The organism is Pseudomonas vancouverensis, assembly GCF_004348895.1.
Lineage (GTDB): Bacteria > Pseudomonadota > Gammaproteobacteria > Pseudomonadales > Pseudomonadaceae > Aquipseudomonas > Aquipseudomonas vancouverensis.
In genome coordinates this window covers 117831-135694 of the sequence record NZ_RRZK01000038.1, presented here as the reverse complement: position 1 = coordinate 135694, position 17864 = coordinate 117831, and the positions used below count along the sequence as shown (strand labels likewise).

Sequence of the window (17864 nt, the reverse complement as noted above, 5' to 3'; positions counted from 1 at the left end):
GAGAAGCGCCGATGTTCGTTGGTTCAACCCTTAGCCGCGAGCTTCCTTGAACAGCACGGCAATACCGGGGTGATACTGGCCTGCCTCATTGCGCAATTTGCGGTAGGCGTAAGGGAAGTACCAGGCCACGGCGCAGGTGTGTTCCTTTTGCAGGTCGTCGACCATGTCCTGCAGTTCTTCCGGCGTGGCGCCTTGCTGGAGTTTCTGCGGGGCGACAAACAGGCAGCCGATTTTCAGGTCGCTGGCATGGCTCAATCGTTTGGCGTCGCTGGTGATGTCGGCCAGTGCCTGGGTCAGGTTCAGGCTGTTGACCCGCGGCCAGCGTTGACTCGCCTGAAAGTAGGCGCGAGTTTCCGGCGAGGCGAGAAGCAGGTCGGCCCGGCCGTTGCGCTCGCCATCTTCGACCTGTTTGCGCGTGGGTGATTGTTGCAGCGTGACCATTTCGGCCATCCAGGCGGCCGCAGACAGCAGCCCGATGTTGGCCTTTTCATCGTGCCAATACGGCGTGTCGCCGTCGCCGCGCACGGCGTTGTAACGATCGATACAGTCGAACCAGCGCTCCAGTACCGGTCGCAGAAATTCCAGCTTCGGATTGCTGATGATCATGCCTTGCATGGGGCTCACCCTGATTATTCTGTTATGGGGTTGTGGCTCTTTGATATCATTGCTTGGAGTGTGGCACAAGATTGGCGTCAAAATACTGATCGGCGACAGTTATTCTGGCGACGGCGCCTCGGCTTTAATTGACGCTCCACCCCCAACCCTCTAACCTTCGCGGCTTGTTTCAGGTGCTCTGTGGCCTGTGCCGACAGAGTGAAACAGGGAAGCCGGTGTGTGCGTGTCTTCGATGATTTGAAGCCCCTCGATCCCGGCGCTGCCCCCGCAACGGTAAATGAGTGAAAACTGCGCTTTGAGCCACTGTGTCGAACTTCGATGCGGGAAGGCGCGCAGTCTGGTGCAAACCGCTCATGAGCCCGGAGACCGGCCTGATTCATCCAGCGGCGTCACGGTGGGCGATGCCAGGCTATGTGTTTTCTATTCTTTTGCCTGCCCGCCGTTACCCAGCCTCAACGGAGAGCTCCCCCATGACCGATACCCCTGAACGTGACGAACGCCACCTGGCGCGCATGCAGCGCAAGAAAGCCGTGATCGACGAACGCATCGCCAATTCCCCCAATGAGTGCGGCCTGTTGCTGGTGCTGACCGGTAATGGCAAAGGCAAGAGCAGCTCCGCGTTCGGCATGCTGGCTCGTGCCATGGGGCATGGCATGCAGTGCGGCGTGGTGCAGTTCATCAAGGGGCGTAACAGTACCGGTGAGGAACTGTTCTTCCGCCGTTTCCCCGAGCAGGTGCGCTTCCATGTAATGGGCGAAGGCTTTACCTGGGAAACCCAGGATCGCCAGCGTGACATCACTGCCGCCGAAGCCGCCTGGGCGGTTTCCCGTGAGCTGTTGCGTGACCCTGCCATCGGCCTGGTGGTGCTGGATGAGCTGAACATCGCCCTCAAGCACGGCTACCTCGATCTCGACCAGGTGCTCAGCGATTTGCAGGCACGACCACCGATGCAGCACGTGGTGGTCACCGGTCGCGCCGCCAAGCCGGAGATGATCGAGATGGCCGATACGGTCACCGAAATGGGCATGATCAAACACGCTTTCCAGGCCGGCATCAAAGCGCAAAAAGGCGTCGAGCTGTGAGTCAACCACGTCATTGCCCGGCGGTCTTGATTGCCGCGCCGGCTTCCGGCCAGGGCAAGACCACCGTCACCGCCGCGTTGGCCCGCTTGCATCGCAATCAGGGGCGTAAGGTGCGTGTGTTCAAATGCGGCCCGGACTTTCTCGACCCGATGATTCTCGAGCGCGCCAGCGGTGCGCCGGTCTATCAACTGGACATGTGGATGGTTGGCGAGCAGGAGAGTCGGCGGCTGCTGTGGGAGGCGGCTGCTGAAGCCGACCTGATCCTGATCGAAGGCGTCATGGGCCTGTTCGACGGCACGCCATCCAGCGCCGATCTGGCCCGTCACTTCGGTGTGCCGGTGCTCGGTGTGATCGACGGCACGGCGATGGCGCAGACCTTTGGCGCGTTGGCACTGGGGCTGGCCCGTTACCAGCCGGATTTGCCATTCGCTGGCGTCCTGGCCAACCGTGTCGGCACCTTGCGTCATGCGCAATTGCTGGAGGGCAGTCTGACCGAGGGCTTGCGCTGGTACGGCGCGTTGTCCCGGGAAACCGGAATCGAACTGCCGAGCCGTCATCTCGGCCTGGTTCAGGCCAGTGAATTGAATGATCTGGATGTGCGCCTCGACGCGGCGGCCGAGGCCCTCGCCAGCAGCTGTGAGGTGGCGCTGCCGCCGGCGGTGGAATTCGCCGCGCCTGACGTGATTGCCGTTGACCCGCTACTCGCTGGTGTACGTATTGCCGTCGCCCGCGATGAAGCCTTTGCCTTCACCTACGGTGCGAGCCTGGACCTGCTGCGGGCAATGGGCGCCGAACTGGTGTTTTTTTCGCCGATCCGTGACAGCGCCTTGCCGGAGGTGGACAGCCTGTACCTGCCGGGCGGTTACCCGGAGCTGCACCACGTTGCGCTGGCGCAAAACACTTCGATGCTGCAGGCGATCCGCAGCCACCATGCGGCCGGTAAACCGTTGCTCGCCGAATGCGGCGGCATGTTGTACCTGCTCGACTCCCTGACCGATGTCGACGGCACCCACGCTGAATTGGTGGGTTTGTTGGCCGGCGATGCGGTGATGCAGAAGCGCCTCGCCGCGCTGGCATTGCAAGCCGTGGACCTGCCGGAAGGCGCATTGCGCGGGCACACCTATCATCATTCGTTGACCACCACCGAACTGACGCCCATTGCCCGGGGGTGGAGCCCGAATGGCGGACGTGGTGCGGAAGCGGTCTATCGCGATGGGCGGATGACAGCCTCGTATGTGCACTTTTATTTTCCGTCCAATCCAGCGGCGATTGCTGCCTTGTTTGCGCCCGACCAGGAGGGCGCCTTCGCGAGCAGGTCATGACTGACAACGCCTTTTCCGCAGACGAACGCGCAGCGGTCTACCGTGCCATCGCCGAGCGCCGCGACATGCGTCACTTCAGCGGCGGCTCGGTCGAGCCCGAGGTGCTCAGGCGCCTGCTCGAAGCCGCGCACCAGGCACCCAGTGTCGGTCTGATGCAGCCCTGGCGCTTCATTCGTATCAGTGATCGTTCGTTGCGCGGGCAAATTCAGGGCCTGGTGGAAGAAGAGCGCATCCGCACCGCCGAAGCCCTTGGCGAGCGCAGTGACGACTTCATGAAGTTGAAGGTCGAAGGTATCAACGATTGCGCCGAGGTCCTGGTCGCTGCGCTGATGGATGATCGCGAACGGCATATCTTCGGTCGGCGCACCTTGCCGGAAATGGACATGGCCTCGTTGTCCTGCGCGATCCAGAACCTGTGGCTGGCAGCGCGGGTGGAAGGGTTGGGCATGGGCTGGGTTTCGCTGTTCGAACCGCAGGCCCTGGCCGACCTGCTGCAACTGCCGCCTGGGGCCAAGCCGTTGGCGGTGCTGTGCCTGGGGCCGGTCAAGGCGTTTTATCCGGCGCCGATGCTGGTGCTTGAAGGTTGGGCGCAGGAGCGTGCGCTGGATGAACTGTTGTATGAAAACTATTGGGGAGTGAGTCAATGAGTGTGGCGTTGTTGAGTGTCGCCGCGGTTGCGCTTGATGCGCTGCTGGGTGAACCCAAACGCTGGCATCCGCTGGTTGCGTTCGGCCGATTTGCCGACCGTATCGAGCAACGTTTCAACGGTGGCGGACGTGGCTGGCGCAGCCATGGCGTCACCGCCTGGGTGATCGCCGTGTTACCACTGACCCTGCTGGCCACGGCGTTTTCCTGGGCGCCCTATGTGGGCTGGATTGTCGAAATCCTCGCGCTCTATTGCGCGCTGGGCATGCGCAGCCTCGGCGAGCATGTCGAACCGGTTGCCAGGGCATTGCGCAGTGATGACCTGGATGCTGCACGCCAACGCGTAGGCTATCTGGTCAGTCGCCAGACCAGCGAGCTGGACAGCACCGCTGTCGCTCGGGCCGCCACCGAGTCGGTTCTGGAAAACGGCAGCGACGCGGTATTTGCAGCGCTGTTCTGGTTTGCCGTGGCCGGCGCGCCCGGGGTGGTGCTCTACCGGTTGAGCAACACCCTGGATGCGATGTGGGGCTATCGCAACGAACGCTTCGAGCGTTTCGGCTGGGCGGCGGCGAAAATCGATGACGTACTCAACTACATTCCTGCGCGTCTGGTGGCCTTGACCTACGCGCTGCTGGGCAAGACCCGACTGGCCTTGAAATGCTGGCGCACCCAGGGCCCGACCTGGGACAGCCCGAACGCCGGTCCGGTGATGGCGGCAGGCGCCGGAGCCCTCGGCGTCGAGCTGGGTGGCCCGGCGATCTATCACGGTGAACTGCATGAGCGGCCGCAACTGGGCGAAGGTGCCCCGGCCGATGCCGACTCCATCGACCGGGGCTGGCAATTGGTCCAGCGCGGGGTATGGTTATGGCTGCTGATTCTCTGCGTGGGGGCTGAATTTTATGCTTGAGCACGGTGGACGGTTGCGCAAGGCAGCGCTCGAATATGGCATAGACGAAGCTGACTGGCTGGACCTCTCCACGGGCCTGGCGCCCTGGCCGTTTCCGGTGCCGGACATACCCGTGCGCGCCTGGGCACGCCTGCCGGAAACCGACGATGGCCTGGAACAGGCCGCCTGTGATTACTACGGTACCCTGCAGGCATTGCCGGTGGCCGGTTCGCAGATGGCCATTCAACTGCTGCCGCGTTTGCGTCGTGCCGGCAAGGTCGGCGTGTTGTCACCCTGCTACGCCGAGCACGCGGAGGCCTGGCGACGCAGTGGCTACATTGTGCGCGAGGTGCTGGAGCAGGAAGTTGATTTCTTTATCGACAGCCTCGACGTGCTGGTGGTGGTCAATCCGAACAACCCCACGGGCCTGAACCTGACACCCAATCGCCTGCTCGACTGGCACTCAAGGCTGGCCCAACGCGGTGGCTGGCTGGTGGTGGACGAGGCGTTCATGGACAACACGCCGCAGTTAAGCCTGGCGCCGTTCGCCCACCAGGTCGGACTGATCGTACTGCGTTCCTTCGGCAAGTTTTTCGGCCTGGCAGGTGTACGCCTGGGGTTTGTCCTGGCCGAGCGCAAGTTGCTCAAGTTGCTCGCCGAGCAAGTCGGGCCCTGGGCTGTCAGCGGACCGACGCGGGTGATCGGTCAGGCGTGCCTGCGTGATACCGAAGGGCACATGCGCCAGCGCGTTCGCGCCGAGGAAGCCAGCGAGCGCCTGGCGTCGCTGCTCGATCACTACGGCTTCACGCCTTTGGGTGGCTGCGCACTGTTCCAGTGGCTGATCACCGAGCGTGCCGAAGCGCTTTACGAATTCATGGCCCAGCGCGGGATTCTGCTGCGCCTGTTCACCCACAACAGCAGCCTGAGATTTGGCCTGCCCGCTGACGAAGCCGACTGGGTACGTCTGGCGCTAGCCTTCGAAGAATTTGCCAAGGACAGTCAATGACCACGCTGATGGTGCAAGGCACCACCTCGGACGCCGGTAAAAGCACGCTGGTGACCGCATTGTGCCGCTGGGCGACGCGCCAGGGCGTTAGGGTTGTCCCCTTCAAGCCGCAGAACATGGCGCTCAACAGCGCCGTGACCGCTGACGGCGGCGAAATCGGCCGGGCGCAAGCCGTTCAGGCCCAGGCCGCCAACCTCGAGCCGCACACCGACATGAACCCGGTGCTGCTCAAGCCCAACAGTGACACCGGTGCGCAGGTGATCATTCACGGACGCGCCGTCACCAGCATGAACGCCGTCGCCTACCACGACTACAAAGCCATCGCCATGCAGGCAGTGCTCGCTTCGCATGCACGCCTGAGTGCGGCCTATCCGCTGGTAATGGTCGAAGGCGCGGGCTCTCCGGCGGAGATCAACCTGCGGGCCAATGACATCGCCAACATGGGCTTTGCCGAAGCGGTGGACTGCCCGGTGCTGTTGATTGCCGACATCAATCGTGGCGGCGTTTTCGCCCATCTGGTGGGCACCCTGGAACTGCTGTCGCCGAGCGAGCAGGCGCGGGTCAAAGGTTTCATCATCAACCGCTTTCGCGGTGACATCGCCCTGCTGCAACCCGGCCTCGACTGGCTTGAGCAGCGCACCGGCAAACCGGTGATTGGTGTCCTGCCGTATGTAATGGACCTGCACCTGGAAGCCGAGGACGGCATCGATCAACGCCAGACCGACAAGGCCGAGCAGGTGCTGAAAGTCGTGGTGCCCGTGCTGCCGCGCATCAGCAATCACACTGACTTCGACCCGCTGCGCCTGCATCCGCAAGTCGACCTGCAATTCATCGGCCCTGGCCAGGCGATTCCGCCGGCAGATCTGATCATCCTTCCGGGCTCGAAAAGTGTGCGCAGCGACCTCGTGTACCTGCGCGCCAATGGCTGGGAAACCGCCATCGCGCGGCATCTGCGTTACGGCGGCAAGGTGCTGGGGATTTGTGGCGGTTTGCAGATGCTTGGTGAGCAGGTACACGACCCATTGGGGCTGGAAGGTGCGCCAGGTTCCAGCGCGGGACTGGGCTTGCTGGCTTTCGAAACGCAGCTCGAAGCCGAGAAGCAATTGCGCAACGTACGCGGACGTCTGGCGCTGGAAAATGCACCGGTCAGTGGCTATGAGATTCATGCCGGCGTGACCAGCGGACCGGCGCTGGAACAGGCCGCGGTGCTCCTGGACGATGGTCGATGCGACGGTGCGCAAAGCGCAGATGGCCAGATATTCGGCACTTATCTGCACGGTTTGTTCGAGTCGCCAGAAGCCAGTGCGGCGTTGTTGCGCTGGGCCGGTCTGCAGAATGTGCAGGCGGTGGATTACCACGGCTTGCGCGAACGCGATATCGAGCGCCTGGCGGATCTGGTGGAGCAGCATCTGGATACCGGGCTGCTGCGAGAGCTGTGTAATTTTTGAGGTCGCCATCGCGAGCAAGCTCGCTCCCACAGGGATCAGCGCGTGGAACAAATCTCGAATACAACGCGGTCACTGTGGGAGCGGGCTTGCCCGCGAAGAGGCCAGTCGTTTCAACGCACATTTTCCAGGAAGTCCCCATGCTCCAACTGATCCTCGGCGGCGCCCGCTCCGGCAAGAGTCGCCTGGCGGAAAAACTCGCACTGCACAGCCAGCTCGCCGTGACCTATATCGCCACCAGCCAACCCCTGGACGGCGAGATGAACGAGCGCGTGGCCCATCACCGTGCCCGCCGTCCCGTCGAATGGGCGTTGATCGAAGAGCCGCTGGCGCTGGCTCGGGTGCTGCGTGAAAACGCCAGTGCCGAGCGCTGCCTGCTGGTGGATTGCCTGACGCTGTGGCTGACCAATCTGTTGATGCTCGACGACGCCGAGCGACTGGTAGCCGAACGTGACGCCTTGCTGGACTGCCTGGCTTCGTTGCCGGGTGAAATCATTTTTGTCAGCAACGAGACCGGAATGGGTGTCGTGCCGCTGGGCGAACTGACTCGCCGCTATGTCGATGAAGCCGGTTGGCTGCATCAAGCTCTGGCCGAGCGCTGTCAGCGTGTTGTGCTGACCGTCGCGGGCCTGCCCCTGACTTTGAAAGGAACCGCGTTATGACTCAATCCTGGTGGCTGAACCCGTGCAAACCGATCGACGCCCAGGTGCTCGAGCAGGCGCAAGCCCGTCAACAGCAACTGACCAAGCCTGCCGGTTCGCTTGGCCAACTGGAGTCGGTGGCAGTGCAGCTGGCCGGCTTGCAGGGGCGGGTCAAACCGACGCTGGATCAGCTCTGGATCGCGATTTTCGCCGGTGACCATGGTGTGGTGGCTGAAGGTGTGTCGGCATTCCCACAGGAAGTCACCGGGCAAATGCTGCTCAACTTCGTCAGCGGCGGCGCAGCGATCAGCGTGCTCGCGCGACAGCTGGGGGCCTCCCTGGAAGTGGTCGACTTGGGCACTGTCACGCCATCATTGAACCTGCCGGGTGTGCGCCACCTGAATGTCGGGCCTGGCACGGCGAACTTCGTCAACGGCCCGGCAATGACCGCCACTCAAGGCGAGCAAGCGTTGCAGGCCGGTCGTGACAGCGTTGAGCGCGCCATCGCAACGGGTGCGCAATTGTTCATCGGTGGCGAGATGGGCATCGGTAACACGACCGCTGCCAGCGCTGTTGCCTGCGCGTTGCTCGATTGTCCGGTGGCGAGCCTGACTGGGCCGGGTACTGGATTGAACGCTGCGGGTATCAGCCACAAGGCACAAGTGATCGAACGCGCGCTGGCGCTGCACGGCGCGCAAGGCGGCGATGCATTGCAGACACTGTTCAACCTCGGTGGCTTTGAAATCGCCGCCTTGGTGGGGGCTTACGTTGCCTGCGCCCAGCAAGGGGTCGCCGTGCTGGTTGACGGCTTTATCTGCAGCGTCGCGGCACTGGTCGCGGTACGTCTGAATCCTGAATGCCGTCAGTGGTTGCTGTTCGGTCATCGCGGTGCCGAGACCGGCCATCGCCATGTCCTGGAAACCCTTGGTGCAGAGCCTCTGCTCGACCTCGGCCTGCGTCTGGGCGAGGGCAGTGGTGCGGCATTGGCCGTGCCGTTGTTGCGTCTGGCCTGTGACCTGCACGGGCAGATGGCGACCTTTGCTGAAGCGGCAGTGGCGGATCGCCCGGCATGACGCTACGCCTGGACCTGTTGCGCCATGGTGAAACCGAATTCGGCGGCGGCCTGCGCGGCAGTCTCGACGATGCGCTGACGGACAAGGGCTGGGCGCAGATGCGTGCAGCGGTGGTCGGGCAGGGGCCCTGGGATCGTCTGGTCAGTTCGCCGTTGCAACGCTGCGCGCGTTTCGCCGAGGCGTTGGGCGCGCAGCTGAATGTGCCGGTGCAGTTCGACAAAGACCTGCAGGAGTTGCACTTCGGTGCCTGGGAAGGGCAGAGCGCGGCGGCATTGATGGAAACCGATGCCGAAGGTCTGGGTCTGTTCTGGGCTGATCCTTACGCCTTTACACCGCCTGAAGGCGAGCCGGTCGTGGAGTTTTCGGCGCGGGTGCTCGCTGCGGTGGCACGTATCCATGCAGCCTGTGCCGGCGAACGGGTGCTGCTGATCAGTCATGGCGGGGTCATGCGTTTGCTGTTGGCGCAGGCGCGCGGCTTGCCTCGTGAACAATTGTTAAATGTCGAAGTTGGGCATGGGACGTTATTCTCCTTGTCCCTGGAATCGGGTGGTTTATTGAAGGAAACGCGCTGACATGTTGCCGTTCTGGATCGCTTTGCAATTTCTCAGCAGCCTGCCGATTCGCTTGCCCGGCATGCCGGAGCCGCAGGAGTTGGGCCGCTCGTTGCTGTTCTATCCGCTGGTGGGCCTGCTGTTTGGCATGATCCTGTGGACCTTGAACTGGTTGTTGCTGGGGACGCCGGTCCTGCTGCACGCCGCGTTGCTATTGACGGTCTGGATCTCATTGAGTGGTGCGCTGCATCTGGACGGCCTGGCCGACAGCGCCGATGCGTGGATGGGCGGTTTCGGTGACCGCGAGCGCACGATGACCATCATGAAGGACCCACGCAGCGGGCCGATCGCCGTGGTGACCCTGGTGGCGCTGCTGCTGATCAAATTTGCGGCGTTGCTGGCGCTGATCGAGCAGCAGCACGCCATGGCGTTGATCCTGACACCCTTGATCGGACGCAGTGCATTACTGGCTTTGTTCCTGACGACACCCTATGTGCGCGAGGGTGGTTTGGGGCAGGCTTTGGCTGATCATCTGCCCCGCGCGGCGGGCAAGCAGGTGTTGCTGGTGAGTGCACTGGGCTGCGTCTTGATCGGTGGTCTGGGTGGTGTGGTGGCCGTGGTCATTGCCGCACTGGGATTTGCCTGGCTGCGGCAAGTCATGCTCAAGCGCCTGGGCGGCACCACCGGCGACACGGCGGGGGCGATGCTGGAGTTGCTGGAAGTGGCAGTGCTGGTAGGCTTGGCATTGTTCTGACTGTTACTGCGGTTCTGTAACTTGATTTAACACACTCGCGGGTATATACACGCACCATGCTCGACTCCCAATGTTTATGCATCAACCTGCGTCGCGCCGCCCGTGGCGTCAGCAGGCATTACGACGGCGCTCTCGACGGCTTCGGGATCAACGTTGCGCAGTATTCTCTGCTGTGCAATCTGCAGCGTCTGGATCAGCCGAGCATTTCCGTGCTGGCCGAGGCGATGGGCCTGGACCGCAGCACCCTGGGGCGCAATCTGCGGGTGCTGGAGGGCGAAGGCCTGGTCACCCTGGTCGAAGGTGAGGACATGCGCAACCGCATCGTCGTGTTGACCGAGGCCGGCGCCGAGCGACTGAAAGCGGCGCTACCCGCCTGGGAAGCAGCGCAACAGCGGCTGGTGGATCGTTTGGGAGCGGAAAAACGTGAAACCTTGTTGAGACTGCTGGACGAACTGGCGTAACGCCGGTTTTTCCGATTTTAAGCGGGTATATACCCGCTACCGGAGAATAACAATGACATCGATGTGGCGTACTTGCGGTTGGGTTTTGTTGGGGAGTGCGCTGATCCTTGCGTTGTCTCTGGGCGTGCGCCACGGTTTCGGCCTGTTCCTGGCGCCGATGAGCGCCGAGTTCGGCTGGGGTCGTGAAACCTTTGCCTTTGCCATTGCCCTGCAAAACCTGATCTGGGGCCTGGCCCAGCCGTTTACCGGGGCGCTGGCCGACCGTTTCGGCGCGGCCAAGGTGGTGTTGATCGGCGGCGTACTCTACGCCGCTGGACTGATTTGCATGGGGCTTTCCGATTCCGCCGTGACCCTGTCGCTCAGTGCCGGCCTGCTGATCGGCATCGGCCTGTCCGGCACCTCGTTCTCGGTGATTCTGGGCGTGGTCGGCCGTGCCGTGCCACCAGAGAAACGCAGTATGGGCATGGGCATTGCGAGTGCCGCTGGTTCCTTTGGCCAGTTCGCCATGTTGCCCGGTACGCTCGGGCTGATCGGCTGGCTGGGCTGGTCGACAGCATTGCTCGCGCTGGGCCTGTTGGTGGCGCTGATCGTGCCGCTGGTGAGCATGCTCAAGGACAAGCCTCTGCCGACACTCGGCCACGAACAGACCCTGGGCGAAGCGTTGCGGGAAGCCTGCTCCCATTCCGGTTTCTGGCTGCTGGCGTTCGGCTTTTTTGTCTGTGGTTTCCAGGTGGTGTTCATTGGCGTGCACCTGCCGGCCTATCTGGTCGATCAACACCTTCCGGCTACAGTCGGAACCACGGTGCTGGCCCTGATCGGTCTGTTTAACATCTTCGGCACCTACACCGCAGGCTGGCTCGGTGGGCGTATGTCCAAGCCGCGACTGCTGACCGGCCTGTACCTGTTGCGGGCGGTGGTCATCGTGCTGTTCCTGTGGGCGCCGGTGACGACCACCACGGCGTACCTGTTCGGCATGGCCATGGGCTTCCTGTGGCTGTCCACGGTGCCTTTGACCAACGGCACCGTCGCCACCTTGTTCGGTGTGCGTAACCTGTCCATGCTCGGCGGTATCGTGTTCCTGTTTCACCAGCTTGGTTCTTTCCTCGGTGGCTGGCTCGGTGGGGTGGTGTACGACCGCACCGGCAGCTATGACCTGATCTGGCAGGTTGCCATTTTGTTGAGTCTGCTGGCCGCTGCGTTGAACTGGCCAGTGCGTGAACGTCCGGTGGCACGCCTGCAAACGCAAATGAGTGCGACATGAATCGTCTCTGGCCGCGCATCCTCCTCCTTGCCATGGGTGCCTTGCTGCTCGCCATCACCTGGTGGGGTTGGCATCAGGGCGGGCTGGCCCTGTTGCAGTTGGGCATGGGGACTTGCTAGCGAGGCTTCAGGGCGAGTAACGTCGAACTCTGATGACCGTTCAAGGAAGTCCCGTGATGTTGATGCGCTGGCTTGTTGTCCCTGCATTACTGGTGGCGTGCTCCGGGTTGGCGCAAGCGGCTGATTGCCCGGAGTTGCTTGAGGGCTCGCTGCCCAAGTTACGCGCCAAGGAGTCGATCGATTTATGCCAACGCTTTGAAGGCAAACCGCTGGTGGTGGTCAATACCGCCAGCTTCTGTGGATTCGCCCCGCAATTCAAAAGCCTGGAAGCGCTGAACCAGCGTTACAAGGATCAAGGGTTGGAAGTGCTCGGTGTACCGTCCAATGACTTCAAGCAGGAGTCCAAGGATGGCGCCGAGACGGCCAAGGTCTGCTACGTGAATTACGGCGTCACCTTCACCATGACCGAACCGCAAAGCGTCCGGGGCGATGATGCGACGCACCTGTTCAAGGTGCTTGCCGCCCAATCCAGCGCGCCGAAATGGAATTTCTACAAGTACGTAGTTGATCGTCAGGGCAAGGTGATTGCCAGTTTCTCCAGCCTGACCAAGCCTGATGACCCCGAGTTCATCAAGGCCGTGGAAAAGGCGCTCGCCTCGCCGCCGCTTGCCGTCAATCCCTGATCGATACTTAATAAAAAGCCCCGCCTCTGGGAAGAGAGCGGGGCTTTTTTTGATTCGTTGGCGAGTGGTTCAGGCTCGCCGGGAATCATCAGAAGCGATAGGTGGCGCCAACGCCGAAACCGTTCGCACTGTTTTCGTACTTGGAGCTGTAGGACTGGCCCAGAGCGTTGGAACGGTTGACGGTGACATCTTCTTCCTTGAGGTAGGAGTAAGCCACGTCAATGGTCCAGTCGTCAGTTGGGCTGAAGCCTGCACCGATGCTGAAGATGGTCCGGTCGCCGGTAGGAATACGTGGCGAACGGTCAGTGTTGTTGGTTGGCGACTGGTCGAAGGTCAGACCGGTACGCAGTACCCACTGCTTGTTCAACTGGTAGGAAGTACCCACGGCGTAGGCCCAGGTGTCGTGCCAGTTCTGCTCTTCGGTGATGGTGCCAACGATTTGTGGAGCCAGGGCACCGCCGGTGATCGGGGTGACGCCTTCGTTGTTGACGGTGATGTCTTTCAGACGGCTCCAGCGAGTCCAGGTAGCACCGGCATAGGCTTTCCAGGCATCGTTGATGTCCTGAGTGACGGACAGGTCGTAGGACTCAGGTGTTTCGATCTTCAGCGAAGCATCGTAACGCGCGGTCTTGAGCAACTGAGGTGGCACGCCGGAACCGGCGGTCACTTCGGTGTGGCCGTCAAGCTTGTAGTTCACTTTCGAGTGGTAGGTCAGGCCCACGCGAGTGGTGTCGGTGGCTTGTACCAGCACGCCGGCGTTCCAGCCCCAGGCGGTATCGTCGCCCTTGATCTGGATATTGTTGTCGCCAGAGCGTGGGACAGGCAGGCCAATGTCCGATTCCAGGGTGCCGGAAATACGGTTGATGGTCGGACCGAAACCGATCGACACCTTATCGTTGAAGGCGTAGCTGACGGTCGGCTGGAAAGTGACGACCTTGACTTCGCTCTTGCTGCCGAAAGCGCGGCCCTGGAAGCCGTTTTCGTAGTTGGTGACCAGCCCGAACGGAGCGTAGACACCAAAACCAACAGCCCACTCATCGTTGAGTTTGTTGGTGTAGAAACCCATAGGTACCGAAGTGAACGGCACCATGTCGCCTTTGTTGGTGCCGGTGGAGCGGCCGCTGGCATCCTTGATATCGGTCGAGGCGTCGATCGCGGCGATGCCGCCAGTGATTTGCTGGCCGTTCAGGCGGGACATACCGGCAGGGTTGCCATAAACAGTGCTTGCATCATCGGCAGAAGAAGATCGCCCGGCAAAACCAGTGCCCATCCCGCTGATACTTTGTTCGTTGAGGGCAAAGCCACTTGCGAAGATCTGGGTGGATGCCATGGCAACGGCGAGGCTAAGGGTGGTTTTGAGCATTACTTTTTTCATTATTAGAACTCCTGGTGATCACCGGGGCGAAAATTACCAACATTTTCGTCCCAGCGCCATAGGCTGTATTGCTTGATTTAGAGCGGTTTTGTAGGACAATCCGACCAAATTCGCGACTTCTCGCGGATTTTTGGATCCAGAAAACTCAGCAGGCGAGCTGATTCAGCGGTGAAACACAGGTTTGCCAGGCGTAAGTGAAATCACGCAGGCGCCCCTGGGGTTGAAATGTCTGGCGCCAGATTCTGGCCATGCCCAGCAAATCATCGGGGGCGGGGAGGGGAGTGTTCTGTTCTTCGACCAGCAGCCAGGCGATGGCGGTGGCGTAACGCAGGTTGACGGTCAGCTCCAGGTGCGGACCGCTGAGGAACGCGTGCTGGCTGGCCAGCCCGCGAACCAGGCTGGCACGTTCCGGATCCAGCGCCAGGTAATGATCCCAAAGCGCCTGGTGGCGCGGCTCTGCGATGCGGTACAGGCCGTGACCGCGGCGGTCGTGCAGGGCGGAACCGAGGGCGGACTGACTGGCGGCGATGCCCAGCAGCAGGGCTTCGGCCGTCGCGCTGTGGCGTCCCAGATAAATCAGCGTGGGACGAATCACATAACGGCACAGTTCGCTGGCAGCGATACCCATAAAACCCTCGATACCTCAATTGGACGGCGATGCCTGAAGGGGGGTGCTTGGCAGCTGTGAATCGGCTCAGGCTCGCCGCAAGCGGGTCAAGCCGCTTGAGTTGAAGTGTAGTGTCATATTCGCGCCGTAAAGGCCTGTTTTTAAAATATTTCCGCCATCGAGTTATAACCCTTATATCCCTTGGTGCTTAACCGCTATGCGGGGCGCGCGAAACACCAGGCAATAAAAAGCCCCGCTTTTGGCGGGGCTTTCGAGGTTTTCAGCCTTTCTGGCGTGTCAGGCAACCAGTGCCTGACGGGTACGCTCGATCACGGCCTGCAGCGGCTCGGCGCTGGAGTATTGATCGGGGTACAGGCGCTCGCTGTGACGGGCGATGCCGTGTTCGTTGACCAGGGTGAAGCTGAAGCAGCCTTTGCGCGCGGCCATGATCAGGCAGTTCATCGGGGCAAAAGCATTGGTTAGGGTGCGAATGGCATCCTGAGTCTGGATTTGAGTAGACATTAATGGTGTTCCTACAATTGACACGGATATGAACCGTGCAGCGTTAAAACGTTCCAGTAACGTCGATCACCTTTGACCGAACGAAGAACCCGACTGGAACAAAGCAGCCAGTTTGAAGCGCTGATAAGTTGGCGCGCTTGGGCTGGCAGGTAGGTACTTAGGAGGGCAGGCAACACATCGAGGGCAAAGGTTCTGGGCCCGGGGTGAAGATCCTGATCAATTTGCAGGTTGGTTCGAGCAGAGTAAGCGAGCAGAACAGCGCCCTTTGTTTTCGATTCAAAGGCCGTGTGAGTGCAAGATTTACCTGGAAACCATCGAGGTGGTCGATCCCGCTTTTTCGGGGAAGGCTTCCTTGAGGAAGGCTGTCCGGGGGGATTTGTTCGACCAGAATTGACTTTCAGCTTGGTACTAACGCCGCGGATAGTAACGGGTTGCCTTGATAAAGGGAAGCAAGGTTTGTGCTAACACCGACGAACGGCCCGTGCAAGCATTTCTTGATAGCGCAACAAAAGGGCTTTTTCAAGCTGGGGCACTGCCCTGTATTGGCCCGGAATCCGACCACCGGTCACCGATCTTTGTAACCACAAAAGTGCCAGGAAGCTTGTTTTGACGCGATTATCCACCGTCACTGGAAAAAAACGCGCCGAAAAAGTGCGCTGATATAACCACCGAGAAGGCACTTGTGCACACAAGTCGAGCACTCCGTCACACGGCTGTCATGACAGCTTCAAGCAGGATCGCTGCCTGTAAGCAAAATTTAAGTCAATGAAAAACATGGCTTTTTTTTACTGGTGAAAAAATCGTCAGTTTGACTGCGAGCCCCATTCCACAGGGCTTTGCGGGGGTTCGGGGGAGGTTGTCCACTGAGTTATCCACAGCTTCTGTGGATTGTCCCGAGCGCTTGCTCTAGGACGGGCGTGCCGGGATGTTTTAAGCTTTACCTGTAAAAAAAAGAGAGTACAGTTGCGCGCCTCCGATCTGTCCCACAGTGCTTTATGAAGTTTCGTTCATCTTCTGTTTCCTCTTCCCCGACAGCCCCTGCAGTTTCTCCTACAAAACGCTTTTCGATGCGTGTGGCGGAGTGGTTGCTGGACAGTCCGCGGCTGGGCGACAAGCCCCAGGTCAAACACATCGCCGGGCGCTTGCTCAAAATGCCGGCCCGCGAAGGCGTCGTGGCTGCGCAAAGCCGTCTCGGCCAATTGATGTGCCGCGAGTGTGATAACGCCCGCGATCGGCGGATCGGCCAGGACCTCTTGCGACAAGCCGCTCGCGCCGGTGACCGCCGTGCACAGCGGGAGCTGGGGCTGGTCGAAGACTGAGCTGTCCAAGTTCCGGCGCCTTGGTTAACCTTCAGTTTTTATCCCAATGTCAGGAGTGTCTATGGCCATGGACTTGACCAGCCTGTTGCTGGGTCTTGCAGGCGCCGGATTGCCGTTGCTCGTACTGGCCTGGCAACTGCAACGCCGGGCAGGCACGGTGCAATCGGACCTCGCCTTGCTGCAAGAGCGTCTGGCCATGGCGCAATTGGCCCAGGACGGCTTGAGCGCGCAGCTTGATGCCAGCCGCGATGAGGGCGCCGATCTGCTTCAGGCCAATGCAGCCAAGCAAGCGGACCTGGCCGCACTGCGTCGAGAAGTCGAACTGCTGCAGATCGAGCGCGACGATGCCCGCGACGCCGCCCATGCCTGGAACCTTGAGCGCGCCGGCAAAGAAGCCGAATTGCGCCGTCTGGATGCCCAGGCCGCCTCGCTGCAAGCCGAGCTGCGCGAGCAGCAGGACAGTCATCAACAACGCCTCGAAGACCTGCAAGGTTCGCGGGATGAATTGCGTGCGCAATTTGCCGAGCTCGCCGGGAAAATCTTCGATGAACGCGAACAGCGGTTCGCCGAAACCAGCCAGCAGCGCCTGGGGCAATTGCTCGATCCTCTGAAGGAACGCATCCAGTCCTTCGAAAAACGTGTCGAAGAAAGCTATCAGAACGAAGCCCGCGAGCGCTTTTCCCTGGCCAAGGAGCTGGAGCGCCTGCAGCAGTTGAACTTGCGCCTGAGCGACGAAGCCACCAACCTGACCCGCGCCTTGAAAGGGCAGAAGACCCAGGGCAACTGGGGTGAGCTGATTCTGGAGCGGGTGCTGGAGCATGCCGGGTTGGAGAAGGGCCGCGAGTACCAGACCCAGGTCAATCTCAAGGGCCCTGATGGTGAGCGTTTCCAGCCGGACGTGATCATTTACCTGCCGGGCGACAAGCAGGTGGTCGTCGACTCCAAAGTCAGCCTGACCGCCTACCAGCAGTACGTGGCCGCCGAAGACGAGGCCATCGGCCAGATTGCGATCAAGCAGCACGTGCTGTCTTTGCGCAATCACGTCAAGGGTCTGGCCGGCAAGGATTACAAGCGCCTCGATGGCTTGCACAGCCTGGATTTCGTGTTGCTCTTCGTGCCGATCGAAGCGGCTTTTTCTGCCGCGTTGCAGGCCGAGCCGGGCCTGTTTCAGGAAGCGTTCGACCGCAACATCGTGATTGTCAGCCCGACCACTCTGCTGGCCACCCTGCGGGTCATCGACAGCCTGTGGAAGCAGGAACGGCAAAGCCAGAACGCCCGTGAGATCGCCGAGCGCGCAGGCTGGCTGTACGACAAGTTCGTGCTGTTCATCCAGGACCTGGATGAGGTCGGCAATCGCTTGCAGCAACTGGACAAGGCCTACAGCTCGGCGCGCAACAAGCTGACGGAAGGGCGCGGCAACCTGGTCAGTCGCAGCGAGCAGTTGAAGCTGTTGGGTGCACGGGCGAGCAAAAGCCTGCCGGCGGATCTGCTGGAACGGGCAATGACCGATGTCGACGGTCTGGTCGAATTGCCGGAGTAGCCCGAAAAGCTTCGCGA

At 61.2% G+C, this 17864-nt stretch carries 20 protein-coding genes and 1 riboswitch; of the genes, 16 read left to right on the top strand and 4 right to left on the bottom strand.

Going from position 1 to position 17864, the window contains the following annotated elements; all coding sequences use genetic code 11:
- Positions 1–30 precede the first annotated feature (30 nt).
- Complete coding sequence (locus EIY72_RS29560) at positions 31–615, bottom strand: hypothetical protein (protein WP_093224664.1); 585 nt, start codon at positions 613–615, stop codon at positions 31–33.
- A gap of 154 nt (positions 616–769) precedes the next feature.
- A riboswitch (cobalamin riboswitch) is annotated at positions 770–1004 on the top strand.
- A gap of 81 nt (positions 1005–1085) precedes the next feature.
- Here EIY72_RS29560 and cobO point away from each other — a divergent pair.
- From cobO to EIY72_RS29495, 14 genes are all read left to right on the top strand, one after another.
- Positions 1086–1697 carry a cob(I)yrinic acid a,c-diamide adenosyltransferase gene (gene cobO, locus EIY72_RS29555; RefSeq protein ID WP_093224661.1) on the top strand — a complete coding sequence of 204 codons (612 nt, stop codon included), beginning with the start codon at positions 1086–1088 and terminating at the stop codon, positions 1695–1697.
- Positions 1694–3019 carry a cobyrinic acid a,c-diamide synthase CobB gene (locus EIY72_RS29550; protein WP_093224659.1) on the top strand — a complete coding sequence of 442 codons (1326 nt, stop codon included), beginning with the start codon at positions 1694–1696 and terminating at the stop codon, positions 3017–3019. Before cobO ends, EIY72_RS29550 begins: the two co-directional genes overlap by 4 nt.
- Positions 3016–3666, top strand: coding sequence for a 5,6-dimethylbenzimidazole synthase (bluB, locus tag EIY72_RS29545; protein WP_093224657.1), 651 nt, complete (start codon positions 3016–3018; stop codon positions 3664–3666). Before EIY72_RS29550 ends, bluB begins: the two co-directional genes overlap by 4 nt.
- Entirely contained in the window at positions 3663–4571 is a 909-nt protein-coding gene (gene cbiB / locus EIY72_RS29540) for an adenosylcobinamide-phosphate synthase CbiB (RefSeq protein WP_093224654.1), read from the top strand. The genes bluB and cbiB overlap by 4 nt, the downstream gene beginning before the upstream one ends.
- The gene (cobD, locus tag EIY72_RS29535; RefSeq protein ID WP_093224651.1) at positions 4564–5556 is read left to right on the top strand and encodes a threonine-phosphate decarboxylase CobD; all 993 of its coding nucleotides are present in this window, start codon (positions 4564–4566) and stop codon (positions 5554–5556) included. The genes cbiB and cobD overlap by 8 nt, the downstream gene beginning before the upstream one ends.
- Complete coding sequence (locus EIY72_RS29530; protein ID WP_093224648.1) at positions 5553–7004, top strand: cobyric acid synthase; 1452 nt, start codon at positions 5553–5555, stop codon at positions 7002–7004. Before cobD ends, EIY72_RS29530 begins: the two co-directional genes overlap by 4 nt.
- A 137-nt stretch (positions 7005–7141) precedes the next feature.
- On the top strand, positions 7142–7663 hold the full coding sequence (gene cobU / locus EIY72_RS29525; RefSeq protein WP_093224645.1) for a bifunctional adenosylcobinamide kinase/adenosylcobinamide-phosphate guanylyltransferase: 522 nt from the start codon (positions 7142–7144) through the stop codon (positions 7661–7663).
- On the top strand, positions 7660–8715 hold the full coding sequence (gene cobT / locus EIY72_RS29520) for a nicotinate-nucleotide--dimethylbenzimidazole phosphoribosyltransferase (protein ID WP_093224642.1): 1056 nt from the start codon (positions 7660–7662) through the stop codon (positions 8713–8715). The genes cobU and cobT overlap by 4 nt, the downstream gene beginning before the upstream one ends.
- Positions 8712–9287, top strand: coding sequence for an alpha-ribazole phosphatase family protein (gene cobC, locus EIY72_RS29515; protein ID WP_093224639.1), 576 nt, complete (start codon positions 8712–8714; stop codon positions 9285–9287). The genes cobT and cobC overlap by 4 nt, the downstream gene beginning before the upstream one ends.
- A 1-nt stretch (position 9288) precedes the next feature.
- Complete coding sequence (locus EIY72_RS29510; RefSeq protein WP_093224637.1) at positions 9289–10020, top strand: adenosylcobinamide-GDP ribazoletransferase; 732 nt, start codon at positions 9289–9291, stop codon at positions 10018–10020.
- Positions 10021–10076: 56 nt separating this feature from the next.
- Positions 10077–10481: a MarR family winged helix-turn-helix transcriptional regulator gene (locus tag EIY72_RS29505; RefSeq protein WP_093224635.1), complete on the top strand. Its 405-nt coding sequence runs from the start codon at positions 10077–10079 to the stop codon at positions 10479–10481.
- A 52-nt stretch (positions 10482–10533) separates the two neighbouring features.
- Positions 10534–11742 carry an MFS transporter gene (locus EIY72_RS29500; protein ID WP_093224633.1) on the top strand — a complete coding sequence of 403 codons (1209 nt, stop codon included), beginning with the start codon at positions 10534–10536 and terminating at the stop codon, positions 11740–11742.
- Positions 11739–11861: a hypothetical protein gene (locus tag EIY72_RS30235; protein ID WP_269457259.1), complete on the top strand. Its 123-nt coding sequence runs from the start codon at positions 11739–11741 to the stop codon at positions 11859–11861. Before EIY72_RS29500 ends, EIY72_RS30235 begins: the two co-directional genes overlap by 4 nt.
- 56 nt (positions 11862–11917) lie before the next feature.
- Positions 11918–12484, top strand: a complete 567-nt coding sequence (locus EIY72_RS29495; RefSeq protein ID WP_093224631.1) for a glutathione peroxidase — start codon at positions 11918–11920, stop codon at positions 12482–12484.
- 88 nt (positions 12485–12572) lie between these two features.
- Here the strand turns inward: EIY72_RS29495 and EIY72_RS29490 are convergent, their stop codons facing one another.
- From EIY72_RS29490 to EIY72_RS29480, 3 genes are all read right to left on the bottom strand, one after another.
- On the bottom strand, positions 12573–13859 hold the full coding sequence (locus EIY72_RS29490; protein ID WP_093224629.1) for an OmpP1/FadL family transporter: 1287 nt from the start codon (positions 13857–13859) through the stop codon (positions 12573–12575).
- Positions 13860–14004: 145 nt separating this feature from the next.
- Complete coding sequence (locus tag EIY72_RS29485; RefSeq protein WP_093224627.1) at positions 14005–14487, bottom strand: hypothetical protein; 483 nt, start codon at positions 14485–14487, stop codon at positions 14005–14007.
- A 276-nt stretch (positions 14488–14763) separates the two neighbouring features.
- Positions 14764–14988: a hypothetical protein gene (locus tag EIY72_RS29480; RefSeq protein ID WP_008051046.1), complete on the bottom strand. Its 225-nt coding sequence runs from the start codon at positions 14986–14988 to the stop codon at positions 14764–14766.
- Positions 14989–15983: 995 nt separating this feature from the next.
- On the opposite strand from EIY72_RS29480, the gene EIY72_RS29470 reads away from it, so the two are divergent.
- The gene (locus EIY72_RS29470) at positions 15984–16307 is read left to right on the top strand and encodes an SEL1-like repeat protein (RefSeq protein ID WP_093224625.1); all 324 of its coding nucleotides are present in this window, start codon (positions 15984–15986) and stop codon (positions 16305–16307) included.
- Between the two features lie 175 nt (positions 16308–16482).
- Positions 16483–17847, top strand: a complete 1365-nt coding sequence (locus EIY72_RS29465) for a DNA recombination protein RmuC (RefSeq protein WP_165939625.1) — start codon at positions 16483–16485, stop codon at positions 17845–17847.
- The last annotated feature ends 17 nt before the right edge of the window (positions 17848–17864 follow it).

Bases quoted from the DNA above. Each gene is read 5' to 3' on its own strand.
- EIY72_RS29560 (WP_093224664.1), bottom strand. From the start codon at position 615: ATGCAAGGCATGATCATCAGCAATCCGAAGCTGGAATTTCTGCGACCG.
- cobO (WP_093224661.1), top strand. From the start codon at position 1,086: ATGACCGATACCCCTGAACGTGACGAACGCCACCTGGCGCGCATGCAG.
- bluB (WP_093224657.1), top strand. From the start codon at position 3,016: ATGACTGACAACGCCTTTTCCGCAGACGAACGCGCAGCGGTCTACCGT.
- cbiB (WP_093224654.1), top strand. From the start codon at position 3,663: ATGAGTGTGGCGTTGTTGAGTGTCGCCGCGGTTGCGCTTGATGCGCTG.
- cobD (WP_093224651.1), top strand. From the start codon at position 4,564: ATGCTTGAGCACGGTGGACGGTTGCGCAAGGCAGCGCTCGAATATGGC.
- EIY72_RS29530 (WP_093224648.1), top strand. From the start codon at position 5,553: ATGACCACGCTGATGGTGCAAGGCACCACCTCGGACGCCGGTAAAAGC.
- cobU (WP_093224645.1), top strand. From the start codon at position 7,142: ATGCTCCAACTGATCCTCGGCGGCGCCCGCTCCGGCAAGAGTCGCCTG.
- cobT (WP_093224642.1), top strand. From the start codon at position 7,660: ATGACTCAATCCTGGTGGCTGAACCCGTGCAAACCGATCGACGCCCAG.
- cobC (WP_093224639.1), top strand. From the start codon at position 8,712: ATGACGCTACGCCTGGACCTGTTGCGCCATGGTGAAACCGAATTCGGC.
- EIY72_RS29510 (WP_093224637.1), top strand. From the start codon at position 9,289: ATGTTGCCGTTCTGGATCGCTTTGCAATTTCTCAGCAGCCTGCCGATT.
- EIY72_RS29505 (WP_093224635.1), top strand. From the start codon at position 10,077: ATGCTCGACTCCCAATGTTTATGCATCAACCTGCGTCGCGCCGCCCGT.
- EIY72_RS29500 (WP_093224633.1), top strand. From the start codon at position 10,534: ATGACATCGATGTGGCGTACTTGCGGTTGGGTTTTGTTGGGGAGTGCG.
- EIY72_RS30235 (WP_269457259.1), top strand. From the start codon at position 11,739: ATGAATCGTCTCTGGCCGCGCATCCTCCTCCTTGCCATGGGTGCCTTG.
- EIY72_RS29495 (WP_093224631.1), top strand. From the start codon at position 11,918: ATGTTGATGCGCTGGCTTGTTGTCCCTGCATTACTGGTGGCGTGCTCC.
- EIY72_RS29490 (WP_093224629.1), bottom strand. From the start codon at position 13,859: ATGAAAAAAGTAATGCTCAAAACCACCCTTAGCCTCGCCGTTGCCATG.
- EIY72_RS29485 (WP_093224627.1), bottom strand. From the start codon at position 14,487: ATGGGTATCGCTGCCAGCGAACTGTGCCGTTATGTGATTCGTCCCACG.
- EIY72_RS29480 (WP_008051046.1), bottom strand. From the start codon at position 14,988: ATGTCTACTCAAATCCAGACTCAGGATGCCATTCGCACCCTAACCAAT.
- EIY72_RS29470 (WP_093224625.1), top strand. From the start codon at position 15,984: ATGAAGTTTCGTTCATCTTCTGTTTCCTCTTCCCCGACAGCCCCTGCA.